Below are 17,559 nucleotides of genomic sequence, written 5' to 3'. Positions count from 1 at the left end.
AAATGTTATTTTGTCAGACGATAGCTAGATGGATTAGTCGTCACCGCCAAGAGCTACAAAAAAATAAAATGTAAGAACACCTCATCCATGAAGCGATGCTCAAAAGTTAGAATTTTTGGTCTAACAGTTTGGAATCACTACATGATTGAGGTGTTTTTTTGATAGGCACGCCCGCTAGCCCACTTTTTTAGAGTTGAAAAAAAGCCTTAGGTGACCTATAGTGAAAAGGAGTAAAGCACGGGTATAGAGTGCCGCGCGATTGATAGTCATTTCAAAATAAAAGAGATCATGTGATCCAAAAAGGAGAAAGCCTTATGAAAGAGCAGCCGATAACCATTGGATTCCCCTTAAGAGGTGAGTGGCTTGCGCCGACTACACCAGCCGAGAAGATTCCTAGCCATGGTACCGATCGAATGGGGTTGTGTTATGCCTTTGATTTTTTACAAGTTAATTTTGAGGGGAAAACCAAAGCTTTTCATAGTCGAAGCTTTCTGAGCTATTTCTTCTTAGGGGTTCCGCTGGAGAGCTGTTATTGTTGGGGCGAAAAAATCTATGCGCCTTGTGATGGCGAAGTAATTGTTGCAAGAGATGGCTATCGGGAACGGAAAATCGTTCACTGGATCAGAGATTTTTCGATCGCTGTAAAAAATGGTTTGTTTTTTAATGAACACAAAGATGATTATCAACAAATAGCCGGCAACTACATTGTGATAAAAGCTTCTGAGGGCGTTTATATGGCATTTGTCCATCTGCAAAAAGGATCTGTCACTGTCTCCGTAGGACAAAACATCACCAAAGGGATGGTGATCGGAAACGTTGGCCATTCAGGAAATTCGACTTCGCCTCATCTGCATTTTCAAGTGATGGACACAAGTGATATCGCTCATGCGAAAGGTCTTCCTTGCCGCTTTGAAGAATATGAAGTGTACCAAGCAGGGGGATGGACAAAGGTGCAGAATCGGATACCAGGTAGTACGGATCGGATACGATTGTTGAAGGAAGACTAAGGACCAGATTTGAAACATTCGCATCAGGACTTGTAGGTCGCTCAAAAGAAAAAACGTTTAAAAGTCTTTGGACTTCTTTTAAGTACGTGAAATAATCTTAGGTTTTCAAAATTTGTGAAGAAAATGAAATGCAGGGAGAACAAATGAATCATTTACCCAATATCCTTACCACTTCTCGACTGATTCTCGCACCACTTTTACTATTCCTTCAGCCAATGTCTGGCTGGTTTTGGCTGCTCTATTCCTATTGTTTTTTAAGCGACCTCGTCGATGGGCTGCTTGCAAGAAGGATGAATCTTACGAGTGAGGTGGGTGCCTTACTAGATAGTTTCGCAGATGTAAGCTTTTTTCTCGCAGTTTTTCTTTCTTTTCTACCACAGCTGTTGGCGGTACATACGCTTTGGGTCTGGCTACTAGTGATTGCTATGATTCGTTTTGTCAGTTATCTGATTGGCTATGTAAAATATCGGTCTTTTAGTAGTCTGCATACATGGCTCAACAAAGCAGTCGGTTTTCTTTTAGGTATTTACCCATTGCTGCTCATGGTGAGTCCTGCAAAAATTGTTGTCTTAATTTTGGGGACCATCGCCACTGTTTCCGCATTAGAAGAATTGCTGATAACGATCCTCTCAAAAAATCTGGATAGAAATCAAAAATCGATATTCGAAAGTTTTAAGTAAGGCGCCTCTATCATTGAGGGCTTTTTTTTGCGTATTCATCGCTAATAGACTTTTAAAAGACCCTTCAAAAACAATTTTAAAAATAACATTGAAAACAATTTTTAATGGTATTATGCTTATCTTTGAAGGGAGGCTTCACAAATGAATAGACAAGAACTGCATGCATGTATCAGTAAAAACCAGCCTAATATTTGCCAAATTGCTGCCTACCAAAATGGAAAGGAAGTTTACTCGGATGAATGGCATGAGTATAAGCCAGAGGATACTTGCCACCTTATGTCCGCTACGAAAAGTATCGTTTCTCTACTAGTTGGGATAGCGATCGATCAAGGCCTCATCAGGAATGTCAATGACAAAGTCCTCGATTATTTTCCAGACTATCAAGTAAAACGGGGCGAAAAAACGATTCAGGATATTACGATCAAACACCTATTAACGATGCGAGCCCCGTATAAATGCAAAGGTGATCCATGGACAAAGGTTTGTTCGAGTGACGACTGGACCAGCGCCTCGCTTGATTTATTGGGAGGAAGAAAAGGAGTGACAAATGAATTCAATTATCAAACCGTTTGTCTGCAGATCCTCACTGGTTTGTTAGCGAAAGCTTCTGGAATGACGACCGTTGATTATGCGAACCATTATTTATTTCGACCTCTTGGTGTAGCCGAACTGACCAATTATTATGCGGAAACGGCACAAGAGCATAAGCACTTTACGATGAGCAAGGTACCAAAAAAACCGGTTTGGTTTTGCGATCCTTTAAATATTGGCACTGCAGGTTACGGGCTTTGTCTTTCAGCAAAAGATTTAGCCAAAATCGGTGAGCTATGCTTGAACCAAGGCATCCATCAAGGACAACAAGTGATTTCTTCACAATGGCTCACTGAAATGGTCAATCCGCTAGAGACAAACATAGAGAAATTTCATAATATGAGTTATGGGTATTTATGGTGGATCTTGGATGCTGAGAAAAGCACCTATGCCGCCATCGGCAATAGTGGAAATGTCCTTTATATTGATCCCGAATCAGAGACTGTTATCGCCATTACGGCGTATTTTAAGCCAACTGTCTTTGATCGCATCGACTTTATCGAGACAGAGCTAAAACCGTTCCTTTTGCACTAATGAGCGTTAAGAAAAAGCAGTCTGCTGTCAAAAGTTGATTGCTTTTTTTGTAGTCGAAAGCTTAATGATCCCTTTTGTGACTATGGCAGGCAGGTGACCTACTGATAAAGCTCGGCTGCTAGCCTTTTTATGAAATTATAATTTAGCAATTTGATCCCGCAGGTAGGAGGCTAAATCAATAATAAACGGAAGATAAATGAGAAATGAATAAAATGACCAAACTATCAACGACGTAAACTTGGTATACTATAATTGAGAAGAAAATCACAAGTGAAAGGAGCGGTCGGGGTGTTTTCAGAAATCAGTATCTATCAAGTGAAACCCAGTAGTGTTGAGACCTTTGAAGCAGTCATGCAGGAAGCAACAGAGGCAATGAAGGCCATGGAGGGAGCTTTGTTCTTTCGATTAATGAAACGAACCCATTACATCAAAGAAATGAGGACCATCAAGGAAGGTCGCCTGCCAGATCCATTGACGAGAGTCATAAAATGTGTGAAATATGCTCACTATTGGGAGTTTGATAGCGAAGAAAATTATGGCAAAGCTCAAAAAAAGTTGTATGAAAGTTACTGGAAAGCAATGGAGAAATGTTTGATCGTTCCCCACGACAAGCTAATGGGGAAAGTTCTTGAGTGCTCGCTTTAGTACCAAATGCTCTCCTGCTGAACGGACTTTTTGTTGCAACTGTTAAGAAAGGACAGGGTAGAAATACAACGGACGTTAAAAAGTCATTTGAACGGTTGAATGGAGAACTGTTAGTTTTTTTTAAACGCTCTATTACTTGATGGAATCTAAAAGGAGGAAGCCCCGATGGCACATGTTGCTTTTCATAATTCGTACAAATTAAAAAAAGGCGTTTCAACAGCGGAATTTGTTCGTGTCGTTGAACAATTAAACCGAGAATACATTTCCAAACAAAGAGGATACCTTTCTTTTGAATTATTAGTAGATGGAGAAACTTGGGCGGACATCACCAAGTTCGAAACGAAAGAAGATGCGGAAACATTTGCCCGATGCGGCACGCCTAATGCCTTTGCACAAAAGTTTTATTCATTCATCAATCTAAACAGTTGCAGCTCTCACCTATACACCATTGAAAAAACGTTCCCATAACTTAGCCACCATGGAATGAACAACGCAAAAAACAATTTATATGAAAAGAGGAACTTCTTATGACAAAACCAGCAGAATGGTATCAAGGAAAAACCGGTCGGGCAGAACATTTGGTCTATTTAAATAAAGAAGCCAAAGAGCTTGAGAAACTGATTCAAGGTGACAAAACAATGATCATCCGAGGGGCTGCCGGCAGAAAATCACCTTTAGGAGGAAGAGCCAAAATCAACGATCTTGTTTATTTTGTGGAGACCGGCGGCGATTTGACCATCACTCATCGGGGCATCATTGCCAACGTGATTGAATCTGAAAAGATGACGAAAGAAGAATCCATAGATTTTGTAAAACGCTATGAAAAAGAGTTGAATTTATCGAAAAAACAAGTCGATCGATGGGCAGGGAAAAAGTATCTAGCGGTCTATGAAATCGCTGAATTAGAAGAAATAACACCATTTCAGTACAATCGTGAAAAAAATATGGATGATTGGGTCATCACAGATGATATCAACAAAATCAAATTGTAACGTAGCGAAAACCTTAAAAAACGAAGCGCAAAGGAGTTGAGTGGAAGGATGGAAGGCAAAAAGCAATTGTTTCGAGACAAAAACGTGAAACCAACAGAGCAGCTGATTGCAGAATCTCTGGGTGAAGGATATGTCATTTATCAACGTTTTATCGAAACCCTTGAAAACGAGGGCATCTCTCTTATGGATTGGCGCTATTACCAAGATGGAAAAGCGTGGTTGTCAAAAGGCGAAAACAAATGGACAACGACTCGTGGAACGAATAAAGTGAAACCAATTTTTTGGCTCTCGATGTGGGAGGGCTTCTTCAAAGTCTCCTTTCACTTTAGCGAGAAAGTCCGAACACAGTTATTGTCTTTACCAGTCAGCGATGAGACAAAGGAAACCATTCTTAAGGCGCCAACTAATGGCACGAAAATGAAGTTTTTTTCTGTGATTTTTGATGTCGCTAATCCATCACTCTTTGAAGATATCACCGAATTGATCGTGTTCAAAAAAAGTAAATAAAGTAAGAGTATGATTTATTTAACTTGGATAGTCTGATTTTATTACATCTATCAAAAAGGAATCTTCGTTATAGTTTACCCATTTTTTAGGTTAAGAAAAGTAAAAGTCAATCAGAAGACTCTAAGTTTATCGCCTTTCCTCTGATTGGGTTTTAATATAAGTAACTCTTGGGAAAACCAACGCTAATTTTGATTAGATTATCGGATAAAATTCACAATGAAATAAATTTTACTCGCTAAATATGCTATTATGGGTAAAATATGCTTTAATTACTTTTGAATTGATGGAAGACACATTGGAAAAGGAGAAAAGACAAATGACTATTCAACGAATCACAGCTTGCGTTCAAGTCAAAGGAGACTATCAGAAGTGTTATCATTTTTATACGGAAAAAGTTGGTTTGGTACCAACTTATGGCGATGAGTCAGGTCCTTATACAAGCTTTGCATCGAAGAAAGAGGAGGCGCCTTTTTTTGGTATGTTTCAAGTGGATGCCGTGATCGATCAAATGGAGGGCTATCCGATTTCGGATAATCGGATTTCATCTGATACGCTTTCGGCAACGTTTCACACCACGGATTTTGAAGAAGATTATACGAGAATGAACAATGCTGGTGTAGTGTTTGAAGTGAGTAAAACCGTTTTGGGGGAAGGGGACCAAGCTTTTCATATTGCCTATTTCCGCGATCCAGAAGGAAATTTGCTAAGCTTGGAGGATGGTGGTGTCTAAAGAGTTCACATTCAAAAAGAATCAGAAAAAAACGTAAAGAAAGATTTATCTCATAATTGTTTTGAGATAAATCTTTTTTTATTTGAAATCATTCCTCTATAAAGCGTTCCTTCATCCGCTCCAAGAAAAGTCCAGAGGCTTTTGAAAAAACTTGGGTGTTCTTCCAAATGACTGCAAGATCTGATTCAAGAGTGGGACTCAATTTTCTAAAGCATAAAGGACTGTCAGGGGTGAAGTTGATTAATTTGTCGAGGGTCAATGCATAGCCGACGCCTTCTTCAACCAACTTTGACGCATTGTACACGAGATTATACGTGGCAACGACAGTCAATTTGTTCATGTCTTTTTTCAACCATTTAGAAAGCTCACTGCTGACCAGACTTTGTCGTGAAGTAATCAAGGGAACCTCCCAGAGATCCTTTGGTGTGATGACTTCGTTACTAGCAAGGGGACTGTCTTTTCGCATCAAGACGCCCCAGGTGTCTCTGGCAGGTAAGCGCAAGGAATGGTATTTTTTGACGTCGACGGGGCTGATCACGACGCCAAAATCCAACAATCCTTTGTCCAACCGTTCTTTGACCTCGTCAGCATTGCCGCTAAACAAATGAAATTTGATGTTAGGGTACTCAACTTGAATCTCCTTGATGATTTTTCCCAACAGCTGGATCACGTAGGTTTCTCCAGCACCGATCGACACGTTACCGGCAATCGTATCTCGAGGCGACAAAAATTCAGAACGGGTCTTTTCTAACAATTCTACAATTTCTTCCGCCCGCTTACGAAACAAGAGGCCATCTTCCGTCAGCGTGATTTTGCGATTGCCTCTGGTGAACAGCGTGACACCTAATTCTTTTTCTAACTCCATTAACTGTCGTGACAGGGATGGTTGCGAGAGATGCAGATGTTTTGCCGCAGCTGAAATCGTTTCTTTTTCTGCAACTGTTAGAAAGGTGGTTAAACTTTTTAATTCCATAGGTCTATACTCCTTTTTCTATGCTATATATGAATAGTTGGGTATTTGATATTAGTATTTTACATAGAAAGATGCTGCAAGTACAATAGGTTTATCTAAAAATAGCTCAAGCGATCAAGAAAAAACGATCATCCAGACCTTGATCATTTGAGAAACATTGGAGAATCGCCCTAAGGTACAGGATAGTTGACCGAGAAAGAAGGCGAATGAAATGAAAAAATGGCAAAAGAAGGCCCTTGTGTCTTTAGTTGTGCTGGCACCGTTGGTTTTAGGTGCTTGTAGCAGCAATAATGAGGAGACGAATGAAGAGCCGCAAGCCAGCTCAGGAGGAGAAACGATGACAGAAAATGTTTCATTGACAGATGAATGGGATAAAGTTTTCCCAGAAAGTGACACGGTGAATCACCGAAAAGTGACTTTCCAGAATCGTTACGGGATCACTTTAGTTGCTGATCTTTATGAACCAATTGATGCGCAAGGACCACTTCCAGCAATCGCCGTTAGCGGACCTTTTGGAGCAGTCAAAGAGCAGACATCTGGTCTATATGCGCAAACGATGGCAGAGCGTGGTTTTGTTACGATCGCTTTTGATCCGTCCTATACAGGTGAAAGCGGTGGCGAACCACGCTATGTGGCTTCCCCAGACATTAATACAGAAGATTTTCAAGCAGCAGTCGATTTTCTATCTGTCCAAGAAAACGTAGATGAAGAAAGAATCGGTTTGATTGGGATTTGTGGCTGGGGTGGTCTAGCTTTGAATGCCGCAGCTATCGATACCCGTGTGAAAGCGACTGTTTCTGCTACCATGTATGACATGTCGAGAGTCAATGCTCAAGGGTATTTTGATGAAATGGGGGCTGAAGGACGCCATGAATTGCGCCAGCAGCTAAACGCCCAACGTACAGTTGATTTTGCCAATGGCAGCTACGAACGAGCAGGTGGGGTACCAGATACACTGCCAGAAGATGCGCCTGTCTTTATGCAGGATTATTTTGATTATTACAAAACAGAACGAGGCTACCACGAACGTTCCTTGAACTCTAATGATGGTTGGAATGTCACGTCTTCGCTGTCATTCTTAAATATGCCACTTTTGTCTTACATTGATGAGATCCAAAGCGCCGTTTTATTGCTTCATGGAGAAGAAGCCCACTCACTTTACTTCAGTCAAGACGCCTTTGAGCAATTGCAAGGCGATAACAAAGAGCTGACAGTCATTCCTAATGCTTCGCATGTTGATCTATACGACCAAACAGAGGTGATTCCTTTTGACCAAATGACCGAATTCTTCCAAGAGCATTTGAATTAAACCGCAACAACCAGCTGCACGACTGTTCAGTCCCATATCTTCTGCTGAGCATTCGTGTTTTAGAAAATAAGCATTCCGTTGCCCGCCGCTACATCGAATCATCAGCAGAAAGGAGCGAAGCCATGTTGATAAAACTCATCCCTGCTGTCTTGCTGTTCCTACTAAGTGCCTGTGGGACAAGTGGAACAGAGGAGAGGCATGCGCTGTCTGCCAGCGAAACTTCCTCTGAGGCAAGTCAGGATCATGATCAACCGACGATTGAATCAGCAACAGATGTGGTCATTACGGTTGGTCAACAGGATTTTATAGCGAAGTTTTATGAAAATGAGGCGTCTGAATACCTAATGAATCAAATGCCCTTCACGTTGACAATGAGTGACTTGAACAACCACGAGAAATATTATCGTTTTTCTGAGAATTTGCCAGAAATGACTACAGAACGGCCGGAGATCATTCACGAAGGAGAAATCATGAGCTGGAATAGTCATACATTGGTGCTGTTTTATCAGACCTTTACCAATTCTTATGGTGGCTATAGTCGTATCGGCGTTATTGAAGATCCAGCAGGATTAAGAGAAGCGTTGGGGGGAGAAGACGTGGAGGTTGTCTTTTCGCTAGAAAATACTCGTGAGTAACGAATGATTAGGAGAAAAACAAATGACGATCGATCAATTAAACAAAATTATGGCAAGTGGTGAACCCTTACTTGCCGGTTCGCAAGCTTCAAAACAAATGATGGCTTTGAGTGCTGAGGCGAGAAAATTGACCATGAAAATCAATACGGTTTATCATGAACCTCATGAATTACAAGAACTTTTTGCTCAATTGACTGGGAAAGCAGTTGAACCGACATTTTCGCTTTTTCCGCCTTTTTATACAGATTACGGCAAAAACATCCGCATTGGTAAAGGGGTGTTTCTTAACGCCGGTTGTCATTTTCAAGACCAAGGAGGGATCACGATCGGTGATGGTACCCTAATAGGGCACAACGTAGTTCTAGCTACCTTGAATCATGGCCTTCACCCTGAAGATCGTAGTACGCTTTATCCAGCACCCATTACGATTGGGAAGAATGTCTGGATTGGCTCAAATGCAACGATCGTGGCTGGTGTGAACATCGGTGACCATGCAATCATTGCTGCTGGGGCAGTGGTGACCAAAGATGTCGCTGAGCGCACGATCGTGGCTGGTGTACCTGCAAACTATGTCAAAGAGGTCACTGAGTAAGCACAATAGCAATGAGTAAGAAAAAAACTGCTGTTCGCCTTGTCGCTTTTGAAGCGATGAAGACGAACAGCGGTTTTCTTATTCTTGAGGCGGCTCGCTCGTATTGGAACCGGCGAAGTTTTCGATCAACGATTTCACATCCAGACCGAGGGTTTCTTTCAATGTTTCTTGTGTGGTCGACAAAAGATTGGTGGCGTAATTGGTGACACGATTGGCACCGCCGCCTTCACCTGATCCTGTATCAACGACCGAAATTTTATCGATATTGCCTAATGGGGCGGCAGCCTCTTTGACTAATTGCGGCATGATCTCAACGATCATGCTAAGGATCGCTGCTTCATCATATTTCTTGAAGGCTTCAGCGATTTTTTCCTTCGTTTCAGCTTCCGCCGTTCCTTTCGCCAAGGTCGTCTCGGCTTCTGCCAAACCAATCAGACGAATCTTATCGGCTTCAGCTTTTGCCAACGACTCTGTTCGAAACTGCTCAGCTTCAGTGGTTGCTAACGCAGACGCTTTTTTCGCTAATGCTTCTTGTTCAAGCGCATAACGATCGGCATCGGCTTTTTTCTTGATCTCAGAATCAAATTGGCGTTCACGACGCAAGATTTCTTTTTCTTCCAATTCGATTTGTTTTTGTCGTTCAACGACTTCGACTTCAATCTCTTGTTCTCGGACTTTTTGTTTCATGATGGCACTTTGCAGATGATAGGCTTGATCGGCATCGGCTTTGGCGATGTCTTGTTCTTTCTTATATAGCGCCAACTTCAATTCTTTTTCCTTCAATGCTTCAGCGATTTCGGTCATGCGTTTTGATTCCGCTGTTTGCGATTCTTGTTCCGATTGGGCTTTTTTGATGCGGGTTTCTTTCAGCGCTTCAGCTTCCGCAATTTCAGCATCCCGTTTGACTTGGGCGATTCTAGGTTTTCCAAGAGAATCTAAATAGCCATTTTTGTCTCGTACTTCTTTGATCGTAAAGGAGACAATGATCAAGCCCATTTTCGCTAGATCGACAGAGGCCACTTCTTGCACGCTTTGGCTGAATTTGTCGCGATTTTGATAGATTTCTTCGACGGTCATCGAACCAAGGATCGAACGCAGGTGACCTTCCAAGACTTCTCGTGCCTCATTTTCTAATTCTTCACGGGTTTTTCCTAGAAACTGTTCCGCTGCCGTTGCGATTTCTTCCACGGATGAGCCGATCTTGATAATGGAAGTTCCATCACACATAACGGGAACTCCTTGTTCCGTATACACTTCTGGTGTTGAAACATCTAGCTTGCTTGAAAGCAAGCTGATTCGGTTTGATCGTTGGAACACTGGCAAAACAAAGGCTCCGCCACCACGCACGATTTTGATTTTGTTATTGCTCTCATCCGCATGAACATTTTTGTTGCCAAGGTAACTTCCGCTAATAATCAACGCTTCATCGGGCTTGGCTGTTTGATATTTCGTGACAAAGATGATCAAAAGCATCAGTAAAATGAACGCCACGATTGCGATCGGAAAGACAATTGGTGATAAGAAAATATCCATAGATGCACCTCTTTAGTGATTTATTTTAGTTGTCCAAAAATTTTTCTGTATAGGGAACGACGTAGCAAATACGCTCTTTGACTTCAATAATCAACACTTTTGATCCTGCTGCTAATGGTTCATCGATAGGTTGAAAAGCCGAGGCTGGACGATTACTTGAACCAGTGACACTTGTGAGTTGAATTTCACCCATTCCTTCACAAGGAATCGGCGTCAGCACCGTTGCGATTCGACCTTCAAAGTCTTTCTCGGAACTCGAAAGCGTCGCTTCAGCATTCCTCATGGGAATCAGCACGTAAAAATTCAAGAGAAAAACGAGCCCTGTAGAAAGACAAGCGCTACCAATGAAAAGCATCATCGAATAGCCTGGGAAAATAGTTTCCCCTAAGTAACCGAAAAGACTCGTAAAGGCAAACCAGGGGATGATCAACATCGGATCAATTGGACCATCAAAATCGAAGATATCGCCAAACAGAAGCAGCAAAAAGGCTAAAATGGCACAGCCAATCAATACATACAAATAAATCTGATCAGGTGCATAAGTGTGCAGCACGTATCCACCTCCTTTCAAATAGAGTGATTTGTAAGAACAATGAAAGCTAAGAAACAATCGAAAGAAGAACGAGGGAAGGAAAAGAACGGAATAGGTGTTCTGTTATAATTATACCAATAAATAATAAAAAAAATTAAATAAAATAGTAAATTTGAATAAATAGTACAACAAAGGGAGGTTTATTTTTCTTGAAAGAGCCGATCAAAAATCAGCTTTTTTTCACCAGCCATTGACAAACCAGGAAAATCCAAGTAGATTAAATCAGGGTACTAGAAAAAGGCAAAATCAGCTGCAGATGATTTGAATCGTAAGAGGCAGCTTTTATTTTCTATTACCATAGATCGAAGGTAGTTGTTCGCAAACATAAAAGAAGTCAGGAACACTTCTTTTCAACCGACAGTATTGCTAAGAAATAGAGGTGGAATCGATGGATCAAAAAGAAAAAATGTTAGAGCTAATCAAGAAAAAACAAGGCGGCGGCCGTTCAAAAAAAATGGAATCCCCAAAAAACGATCGAAAAAACATGCGTAAAGGCCCGAAAATTTATAATAAGTAAGGCAATGCATTAGAAACATGAAATGGTTGATGAAAAAAAGAGAGAAGGACAGGATTTCTGTCTTTCTCTCTTTTTTATTTACTCTTGAGAATCCACGTACAACTCACTCAAAGCTGGCAGATCATGAACTTGGTATTTTGCTTTAAAAGCTGCGATTTCTTCAGCGCTGAAGCGGTTCGGATCAAGTTTCAGTTCTTCGACAGGAAGAGGTCGTTCGTTAGCGATCTTGACATCGATCACCACAGGTCCGTTGATTTCTTTAGCTTGTGTAAAGACGGATGCTAATTCTTCTTCCTTCGTTACCGTGAAGCCTTTCGCACCTAATGCTTCCCCAACTTTACCAAAATCAGCACCGGCTAGTTGGACACCGAACTTGGTTTGCTCGGTATCTTCTTGCTCCGCTTCGATGAAGCCGAATGAGTCATTGGAAAAGACCACGTTGATGATTGGCAAATCATATTTCACTTGGGTGATGATGTCTTGCATTTGCATCGCAAAACCGCCATCCCCACTAAAGGTAAATACTTGGCGATTCGGATAGCTCAATTGAGCTGCGATCCCACCAGGTACACCATTACCCATTGTCGCAAACCAGCCAGACGTTGTAAAACGCTGTTCACCCGTCATTTCTAAATGACGGATACTGTGGATCGTCACATTACCGACATCCGTGACAAACAGAGCATCAGGAGCTGCAATCCGGTTGATTTCTCGATAGACAGGTTCAGGACGCAAAGTCTCTTGCGAATCATGGTAAAAACGATGGCGCCATTCATGCCAATTGCGACAGTTTTCTTGATTGGCTTTTAACCAAGCATCTGCAGGACGAGGGGCTGCCATCTCTGTCCATTTTCTAAGAGCGGTCGCACCATCTCCTAAAACGGAGACATCCGTCTGATGACGACGACCAAATTTCGAGGCGTCGATATCAACTTGGACAAAGTTGGCACCAGGATTGAAAAAGCGGCGGCCAAAAGGGAAGTCACTGCCGACAAAAACGATGAGATCGGCTTCTGCCAAAGCTTCATTGGCAGGTTTTGTCGCAACCCGTCCAGCAAATCCAAGAAAGTTTTCATAAAGATCAGGCACGATGCCTTTGGCTAAGACAGAAGCTGCGATAGGCATCGAGAAATGCTTAGAAAAAGCATCGATGGCATCAAAATGACCAAAGAGACCTTGTCCGATATAAAGGACGGGTTTTTTTGCTTGTTCAAAATAAGGAAGGGCAGCATGTAAATCCTCTTCATCAGGCTGGAGAACACCTGTCTTATGATTTTTTGCGGTTGCAATCTCCTGTTCGTCGATTTCTGCAAACCCGTAATCGACCGGGATCGTTACCACAGCGACTCCTTTAAATTTGTAGGCTGCTTTAATGGCTTCATCCACCACGTGGGGCAAACTTTCAGGGGACATGACCGTGCGATTGTAGATACTGACATCAGCGAACATCGGATTTTCATTCATTTCTTGAAAATCATTGTAGTTCATTGAGCTCGAAGCTACTTGTCCTAACAAGGCAACGACGGGCACGTTATCCATTTGAGCATCATATAAGCCATTGATCAAATGGGTGGCACCCGGACCAGCAGAACCAAAAACCGCACCGACTTTTCCCGTTAGCTTGGCATCAGCCGCTGCTGCCAGCGCACCTGCTTCTTCATGACGTACTTGAACATATTTGACCGATTGCCGTTCATGGTACAAAGCATCCATCGTTGAGTTGAAAGATCCACCGGGGATTCCATAGATATGGTCGATGCCCCAAGCTTCAAAAACCTTGATCATTGCTGTACCAGCATTGATTTTTGTCATTTTCTTCACTCGCTTTCTCTGTTGTCATTCGTTCTCTTTTAAGTATAAACGTTTCTCAAAAAGACAACAAAGAATGCGCCTTCTGTCACAAGGCGCAGTGAAAGACTTATTTTAGGAAATGAACGACTCAGTTGCGCAGCTCTTGCACGAATCGGCTGGCGATCTCTTTTGGTCGGGTGATGGCACCACCAACCACGATACCCGTCACACCCATATCTTGGATTTTCTTTGCTTGTTTCGGGGTGTGGATCTTGCCTTCGGCTATCACTGGAACCTTTGCCGCAACCAATTGCTGGATCAATTGATAATCTGGTTCGTCAATGGTGGGACTATTCGCCGTATAGCCGGACAAAGTTGTACCTACAAAATCGACACCCGCTTCAAAGGCATTGATGCCTTCCTCATAGGTGGCGATATCTGCCATGAGTAGTTGATTGGGATAAAGAGTTTTGATTTGTTTGATAAAGGCATTGACCGTCAAGCCATCGTGACGTTTGCGCAAGGTGCAGTCCAAAGCGATCACCGCAATCTGTAAAGCTGCTAATTCGTGCACCTCTTTGATGGTCGCTGTGATAAATGGTTCTTCAGGTGGATAGTCTTTTTTGATGATTCCGATGATCGGCAGATCAACAGCGGCTTGGATTTCGCGAATATCGCGAACGGAATTGGCACGGATGCCAACAGCTCCAGCTTCTTGAGCTGCTTTTGCCAATAGGGGCATGACACCGCCGTTTTCGGTATACAAGGGTTCTCCAGGCAATGCTTGACAAGAAACAATCAACCCGCCCTTGATTTGTTGGGTAAAGACTTCTTTTTCCATTTATATGACACTTCCCATTCTACTAAAGGTTCGTTTCTCCCTTCGACTATATCATGAGGTTTTTTGCTTGTAAATGAATCAACACCTCTTTGAATCAAAGGCAAGACATTCAAAAAACGTGCAGCAAGCATCATTGTCATGGATACTTGCTGCACGTAACGAATAGGCTAGGCAGATTTTTTATTCTGCTTGTTTTGACGTGCATTGCTTGAACTTTTCAAAATCGATCGTTTGATTAGCAGGCAGCACTTCGTATTGCAATCGTTCTGTTTCTTCATCGTGAATGATATGGAGGATTTTTCCTTCGTCATCTACTGGTCCCAGACTGATGATCGTAAAGCGTTCATTGATGACTTCTAAATTTTGTAAAACCCCAGAAAACACTTTGCGAATATGATGGGCGGTTTTGATTTTTTTGTCCGCTTTTTCAACAGCCTTGGCCAACGTAAAGCCTTCATCTAAAAACGTTTTGATCATTTCCACTTTGACGACCGTGGGCAGTCGGTATTTTCGTGGGGCATTTTCTTCTTGTGGGACCGATTGAATAAATCCTTTTTGTTCCCAATAACGCAATTGGCGAGGGGAGATATCACACATTTGGCTAAGTTCGCTGATGCCGACCAACAAGTTTTCATTATCAACGAGTTTTCGAAAAAGATGAGACATACGGACTCCATTCTTGTAAAGGTATTTGTTAATATTGTAACTTGTTTTACTTTTATGTCAAGTAGGTTGACAAATTTCAGGGAAAGATTTAAAGTAAAGAAGGTTTTATGAAAAATATACTGAAAAGAGTGTGAAATATGTCAACGAGTCGTCCTTTAGATATCTACGGCAAACCTTACAACCGTTCCTTACTGGTCATGGTTTTGCTGATCGGTACGTTTTGTACTGTTTTGAACCAAACATTGTTAACAACGGCTTTTCCAACTTTGATGGATGCCTTTGACATCTCAGCATCTGATGTTCAATGGCTGACCACTGGTTTCTTGCTGGTCAATGGGATCATGATCCCGATCACCGCATGGCTGATCAACAAGTTCAGCTCGAGAAGTCTTTACTTAACGGCAATGAGCATCTTCCTTGCAGGAACGATCGCTTGTTTTGCTGCACCGAACTTTTCTACATTATTGATTGGCCGCTTAGTGCAAGCTGCCGGTGTAGGGATCTCGATGCCGCTTTTGCAAAATATCATGTTGTCGATCTTCCCACCAGAAAAACGCGGTTCAGCCATGGGCATGTCAGGAATCGTTATTGGGTTAGCACCAGCCTTAGGCCCAACGTTATCTGGTTGGATCATTGATCATTATGACTGGCGCTATTTGTTCGGAATGGTCATCCCAATCGTCGTTTTAGTCTTAGTCTTAGCGCTCTTTCTAATGAAGAGTGTGATTGAATTGTCGCATCCGAAAATCGATCTGTTCTCAGCGATTTTATCAACCCTTGGTTTTGGTACATTGCTCTATGGCTTTTCAAGCGTCGGCGACAAAGGGTGGGGCAGTATGGAAGTAATCGGTTTTCTAGCAGCCGGTGTCTTTTTCATTGCTTTCTTTGCATGGCGTCAATTGCACATTGAGCATCCGTTCTTAGAGTTGCGCGTGTTCAAATCAACGACCTTTACCTTGGCGTCGATCCTTTCAGGGGTCACGAATATGGCGATGATCGGTGCTGAAATGGTTCTCCCATTGTATATCCAAAACATTCGTGGTGAGTCAGCGTTTCATTCAGGATTGATGTTATTGCCAGGTGCGTTGATCATGGGGATCATGATGCCGATCACTGGTGCGATCTTTGATAAGTATGGTGCAAAACGTTTAGCTATCACCGGGATGTTTATCTTGACTGCCGCAACCTTACCATTTGCTTTCTTAACAAAAGATACACCGATTTTGCATATCATCATTCTTTATGGGATTCGGATGTTCGGGATCTCAATGGTGATGATGCCAGTAACGACTTCAGGAATGAATGCCTTACCTGGTCATTTGATCAGTCACGGTACCGCGGTAAACAATACGTTCCGTCAAGTAGCCAGCTCAATTGGTACGGCTATCTTGATCAGTGTCTTGACAAACGTCACCAAGGGCAACTTGCCAAGTGATTCTTTGCTGGATGCAACGCCTTTGGCATACAAAGAAAAAGCAATCGAAGCGACTTTATCTGGCTACCATGCCGCCTTTTATGTGGCAGCGGTCTTTAGCTTCTTAGGATTCTTGATCGCCTTCTCCTTAAAGAAAAAAGAACCACGATTGACGGTTCTTGAAGGAGGTGCGGACAAATGATCTTGCTTTTGATCGTTCTTAGCGTGTTAGGGTTTGCGGTACTGAATGTCTTTGCCAAAAATAAGCTGCAAACAGGTTTATCATTGGTCTTAGGTCTAGTCTTCGTGGCAAGTGTCGTCGCATTGATGGCCAATTTGACTTATCATTTTGGAATGGAAAAAGAAACGACTGCTAAAACAACCCCACTGGTTTCTAGTGCCGATAACGAGAATTTTGATTTGCTATTGTATCAGCCATTAGGAGATGGTACGGAAAAAATCTACCTATATAAAACGGATGCTGATCAAGAGGAACCAAAACAAACCGGTACTGATAAAGTGACCAATGTCGTGGAAACAGGGGCTGATTCAGCTCAATTAGAAACAAAAACGACGCGCTGGGTTTATAAAAGTGACCTATCACGCTTCTTGTTCGGGATCGCTGATAACGATGGCCAATATGTCAGCCGTACCAATACGTTCTCATTGCCAGATTCATGGGAAGTCTTGAGTGTGGATCAAGCAAAAAAACTGGCTTCTTTAGCGAAAGAACAAGCGGACACCATGAAAACACAAGGACAAGCGTATGTCCAAGAAAAAATGCAAGCTGCATTAATGGCTGATCCAACTATGGATGAGGCAGCCCAAAAAGCAAAAATCGCTGAATTGACAGAAGCTTATCAAAAAGAAGCGATGGCAAAACTGCTGGAAGAAGCAAAAAAGTAAAAACGAGCAGATAGTCAGGGGACGGAAGAATCCAATCGGATTCTTCTGTCCCTTTTTTATATGGAACGTGATACTTTTGAAAAACGGCTGCCACTAAAAAAAAT

General features: G+C 42.2%; 20 protein-coding genes. 14 read left to right on the top strand and 6 right to left on the bottom strand.

Annotation, left to right across the window (positions count from 1 at the left end; translation table 11 throughout):
- Positions 1-314 precede the first annotated feature (314 nt).
- The 8 genes from IGI76_RS09370 (at position 315) to IGI76_RS09335 (ending at position 5,686) form a co-directional block, all read left to right on the top strand.
- Entirely contained in the window at positions 315-1,007 is a 693-nt protein-coding gene (locus IGI76_RS09370; protein WP_333719234.1) for a M23 family metallopeptidase, read from the top strand.
- 128 nt (positions 1,008-1,135) lie between these two features.
- Positions 1,136-1,687 (top strand): CDP-alcohol phosphatidyltransferase family protein, encoded by a 552-nt coding sequence (locus IGI76_RS09365; RefSeq protein WP_123833709.1) that lies wholly within the window; start codon positions 1,136-1,138, stop codon positions 1,685-1,687.
- A 141-nt stretch (positions 1,688-1,828) separates the two neighbouring features.
- Positions 1,829-2,812 carry a serine hydrolase domain-containing protein gene (locus IGI76_RS09360; RefSeq protein WP_333719233.1) on the top strand — a complete coding sequence of 328 codons (984 nt, stop codon included), beginning with the start codon at positions 1,829-1,831 and terminating at the stop codon, positions 2,810-2,812.
- Between the two features lie 270 nt (positions 2,813-3,082).
- Positions 3,083-3,457: a hypothetical protein gene (locus IGI76_RS09355; RefSeq protein ID WP_333719232.1), complete on the top strand. Its 375-nt coding sequence runs from the start codon at positions 3,083-3,085 to the stop codon at positions 3,455-3,457.
- A gap of 165 nt (positions 3,458-3,622) precedes the next feature.
- On the top strand, positions 3,623-3,925 hold the full coding sequence (locus IGI76_RS09350) for an antibiotic biosynthesis monooxygenase family protein (protein ID WP_333719231.1): 303 nt from the start codon (positions 3,623-3,625) through the stop codon (positions 3,923-3,925).
- 59 nt (positions 3,926-3,984) lie between these two features.
- Positions 3,985-4,449 carry a hypothetical protein gene (locus IGI76_RS09345; protein ID WP_333719230.1) on the top strand — a complete coding sequence of 155 codons (465 nt, stop codon included), beginning with the start codon at positions 3,985-3,987 and terminating at the stop codon, positions 4,447-4,449.
- A gap of 48 nt (positions 4,450-4,497) precedes the next feature.
- Positions 4,498-4,956: a DUF3788 domain-containing protein gene (locus IGI76_RS09340; RefSeq protein WP_333719229.1), complete on the top strand. Its 459-nt coding sequence runs from the start codon at positions 4,498-4,500 to the stop codon at positions 4,954-4,956.
- A 316-nt stretch (positions 4,957-5,272) separates the two neighbouring features.
- Positions 5,273-5,686, top strand: coding sequence for a VOC family protein (locus tag IGI76_RS09335; protein ID WP_034858575.1), 414 nt, complete (start codon positions 5,273-5,275; stop codon positions 5,684-5,686).
- A gap of 88 nt (positions 5,687-5,774) precedes the next feature.
- Here IGI76_RS09335 and IGI76_RS09330 read toward each other — a convergent pair whose 3' ends face one another.
- Positions 5,775-6,659 (bottom strand): LysR family transcriptional regulator, encoded by an 885-nt coding sequence (locus IGI76_RS09330; RefSeq protein WP_015509864.1) that lies wholly within the window; start codon positions 6,657-6,659, stop codon positions 5,775-5,777.
- Between the two features lie 211 nt (positions 6,660-6,870).
- Between IGI76_RS09330 and IGI76_RS09325 the strand changes: the two genes are divergently transcribed.
- From IGI76_RS09325 to IGI76_RS09315, 3 genes are all read left to right on the top strand, one after another.
- Complete coding sequence (locus IGI76_RS09325; RefSeq protein WP_074535249.1) at positions 6,871-7,968, top strand: alpha/beta hydrolase; 1,098 nt, start codon at positions 6,871-6,873, stop codon at positions 7,966-7,968.
- Positions 7,969-8,090: 122 nt separating this feature from the next.
- The gene (locus tag IGI76_RS09320) at positions 8,091-8,603 is read left to right on the top strand and encodes a cyclophilin-like fold protein (RefSeq protein WP_333719228.1); all 513 of its coding nucleotides are present in this window, start codon (positions 8,091-8,093) and stop codon (positions 8,601-8,603) included.
- A gap of 22 nt (positions 8,604-8,625) precedes the next feature.
- Entirely contained in the window at positions 8,626-9,195 is a 570-nt protein-coding gene (locus IGI76_RS09315; RefSeq protein ID WP_153884054.1) for a sugar O-acetyltransferase, read from the top strand.
- Positions 9,196-9,273: 78 nt separating this feature from the next.
- On the opposite strand, the gene IGI76_RS09310 is transcribed toward IGI76_RS09315, so the two are convergent.
- Together IGI76_RS09310 and IGI76_RS09305 are read right to left on the bottom strand one after the other, a co-directional pair.
- Positions 9,274-10,728, bottom strand: a complete 1,455-nt coding sequence (locus tag IGI76_RS09310; protein ID WP_005230116.1) for a flotillin family protein — start codon at positions 10,726-10,728, stop codon at positions 9,274-9,276.
- 25 nt (positions 10,729-10,753) lie between these two features.
- On the bottom strand, positions 10,754-11,299 hold the full coding sequence (locus IGI76_RS09305) for an NfeD family protein (protein ID WP_016611105.1): 546 nt from the start codon (positions 11,297-11,299) through the stop codon (positions 10,754-10,756).
- Positions 11,300-11,708: 409 nt separating this feature from the next.
- Here IGI76_RS09305 and IGI76_RS09300 point away from each other — a divergent pair, with 409 nt between their 5' ends.
- Entirely contained in the window at positions 11,709-11,837 is a 129-nt protein-coding gene (locus IGI76_RS09300; protein ID WP_005236316.1) for a hypothetical protein, read from the top strand.
- A 78-nt stretch (positions 11,838-11,915) separates the two neighbouring features.
- On the opposite strand, the gene spxB is transcribed toward IGI76_RS09300, so the two are convergent.
- From spxB to IGI76_RS09285, 3 genes are all read right to left on the bottom strand, one after another.
- Positions 11,916-13,649: a pyruvate oxidase gene (gene spxB / locus IGI76_RS09295; RefSeq protein WP_333719227.1), complete on the bottom strand. Its 1,734-nt coding sequence runs from the start codon at positions 13,647-13,649 to the stop codon at positions 11,916-11,918.
- 127 nt (positions 13,650-13,776) lie between these two features.
- Positions 13,777-14,469, bottom strand: coding sequence for an N-acetylmannosamine-6-phosphate 2-epimerase (locus IGI76_RS09290; protein ID WP_010749630.1), 693 nt, complete (start codon positions 14,467-14,469; stop codon positions 13,777-13,779).
- Positions 14,470-14,649: 180 nt separating this feature from the next.
- Positions 14,650-15,135 carry a MerR family transcriptional regulator gene (locus IGI76_RS09285; protein ID WP_005230125.1) on the bottom strand — a complete coding sequence of 162 codons (486 nt, stop codon included), beginning with the start codon at positions 15,133-15,135 and terminating at the stop codon, positions 14,650-14,652.
- A gap of 137 nt (positions 15,136-15,272) precedes the next feature.
- Between IGI76_RS09285 and IGI76_RS09280 the strand changes: the two genes are divergently transcribed.
- Together IGI76_RS09280 and IGI76_RS09275 are read left to right on the top strand one after the other, a co-directional pair.
- Positions 15,273-16,751 carry an MDR family MFS transporter gene (locus IGI76_RS09280; RefSeq protein ID WP_010749631.1) on the top strand — a complete coding sequence of 493 codons (1,479 nt, stop codon included), beginning with the start codon at positions 15,273-15,275 and terminating at the stop codon, positions 16,749-16,751.
- Positions 16,748-17,455 carry a DUF4811 domain-containing protein gene (locus tag IGI76_RS09275; protein ID WP_005230129.1) on the top strand — a complete coding sequence of 236 codons (708 nt, stop codon included), beginning with the start codon at positions 16,748-16,750 and terminating at the stop codon, positions 17,453-17,455. Before IGI76_RS09280 ends, IGI76_RS09275 begins: the two co-directional genes overlap by 4 nt.
- The last annotated feature ends 104 nt before the right edge of the window (positions 17,456-17,559 follow it).

This window comes from Enterococcus sp. DIV2449a (assembly GCF_051711225.1).
Lineage (GTDB): Bacteria > Bacillota > Bacilli > Lactobacillales > Enterococcaceae > Enterococcus_D > Enterococcus_D casseliflavus.
This window is presented reverse-complemented; position numbering and strand designations above follow the sequence as displayed.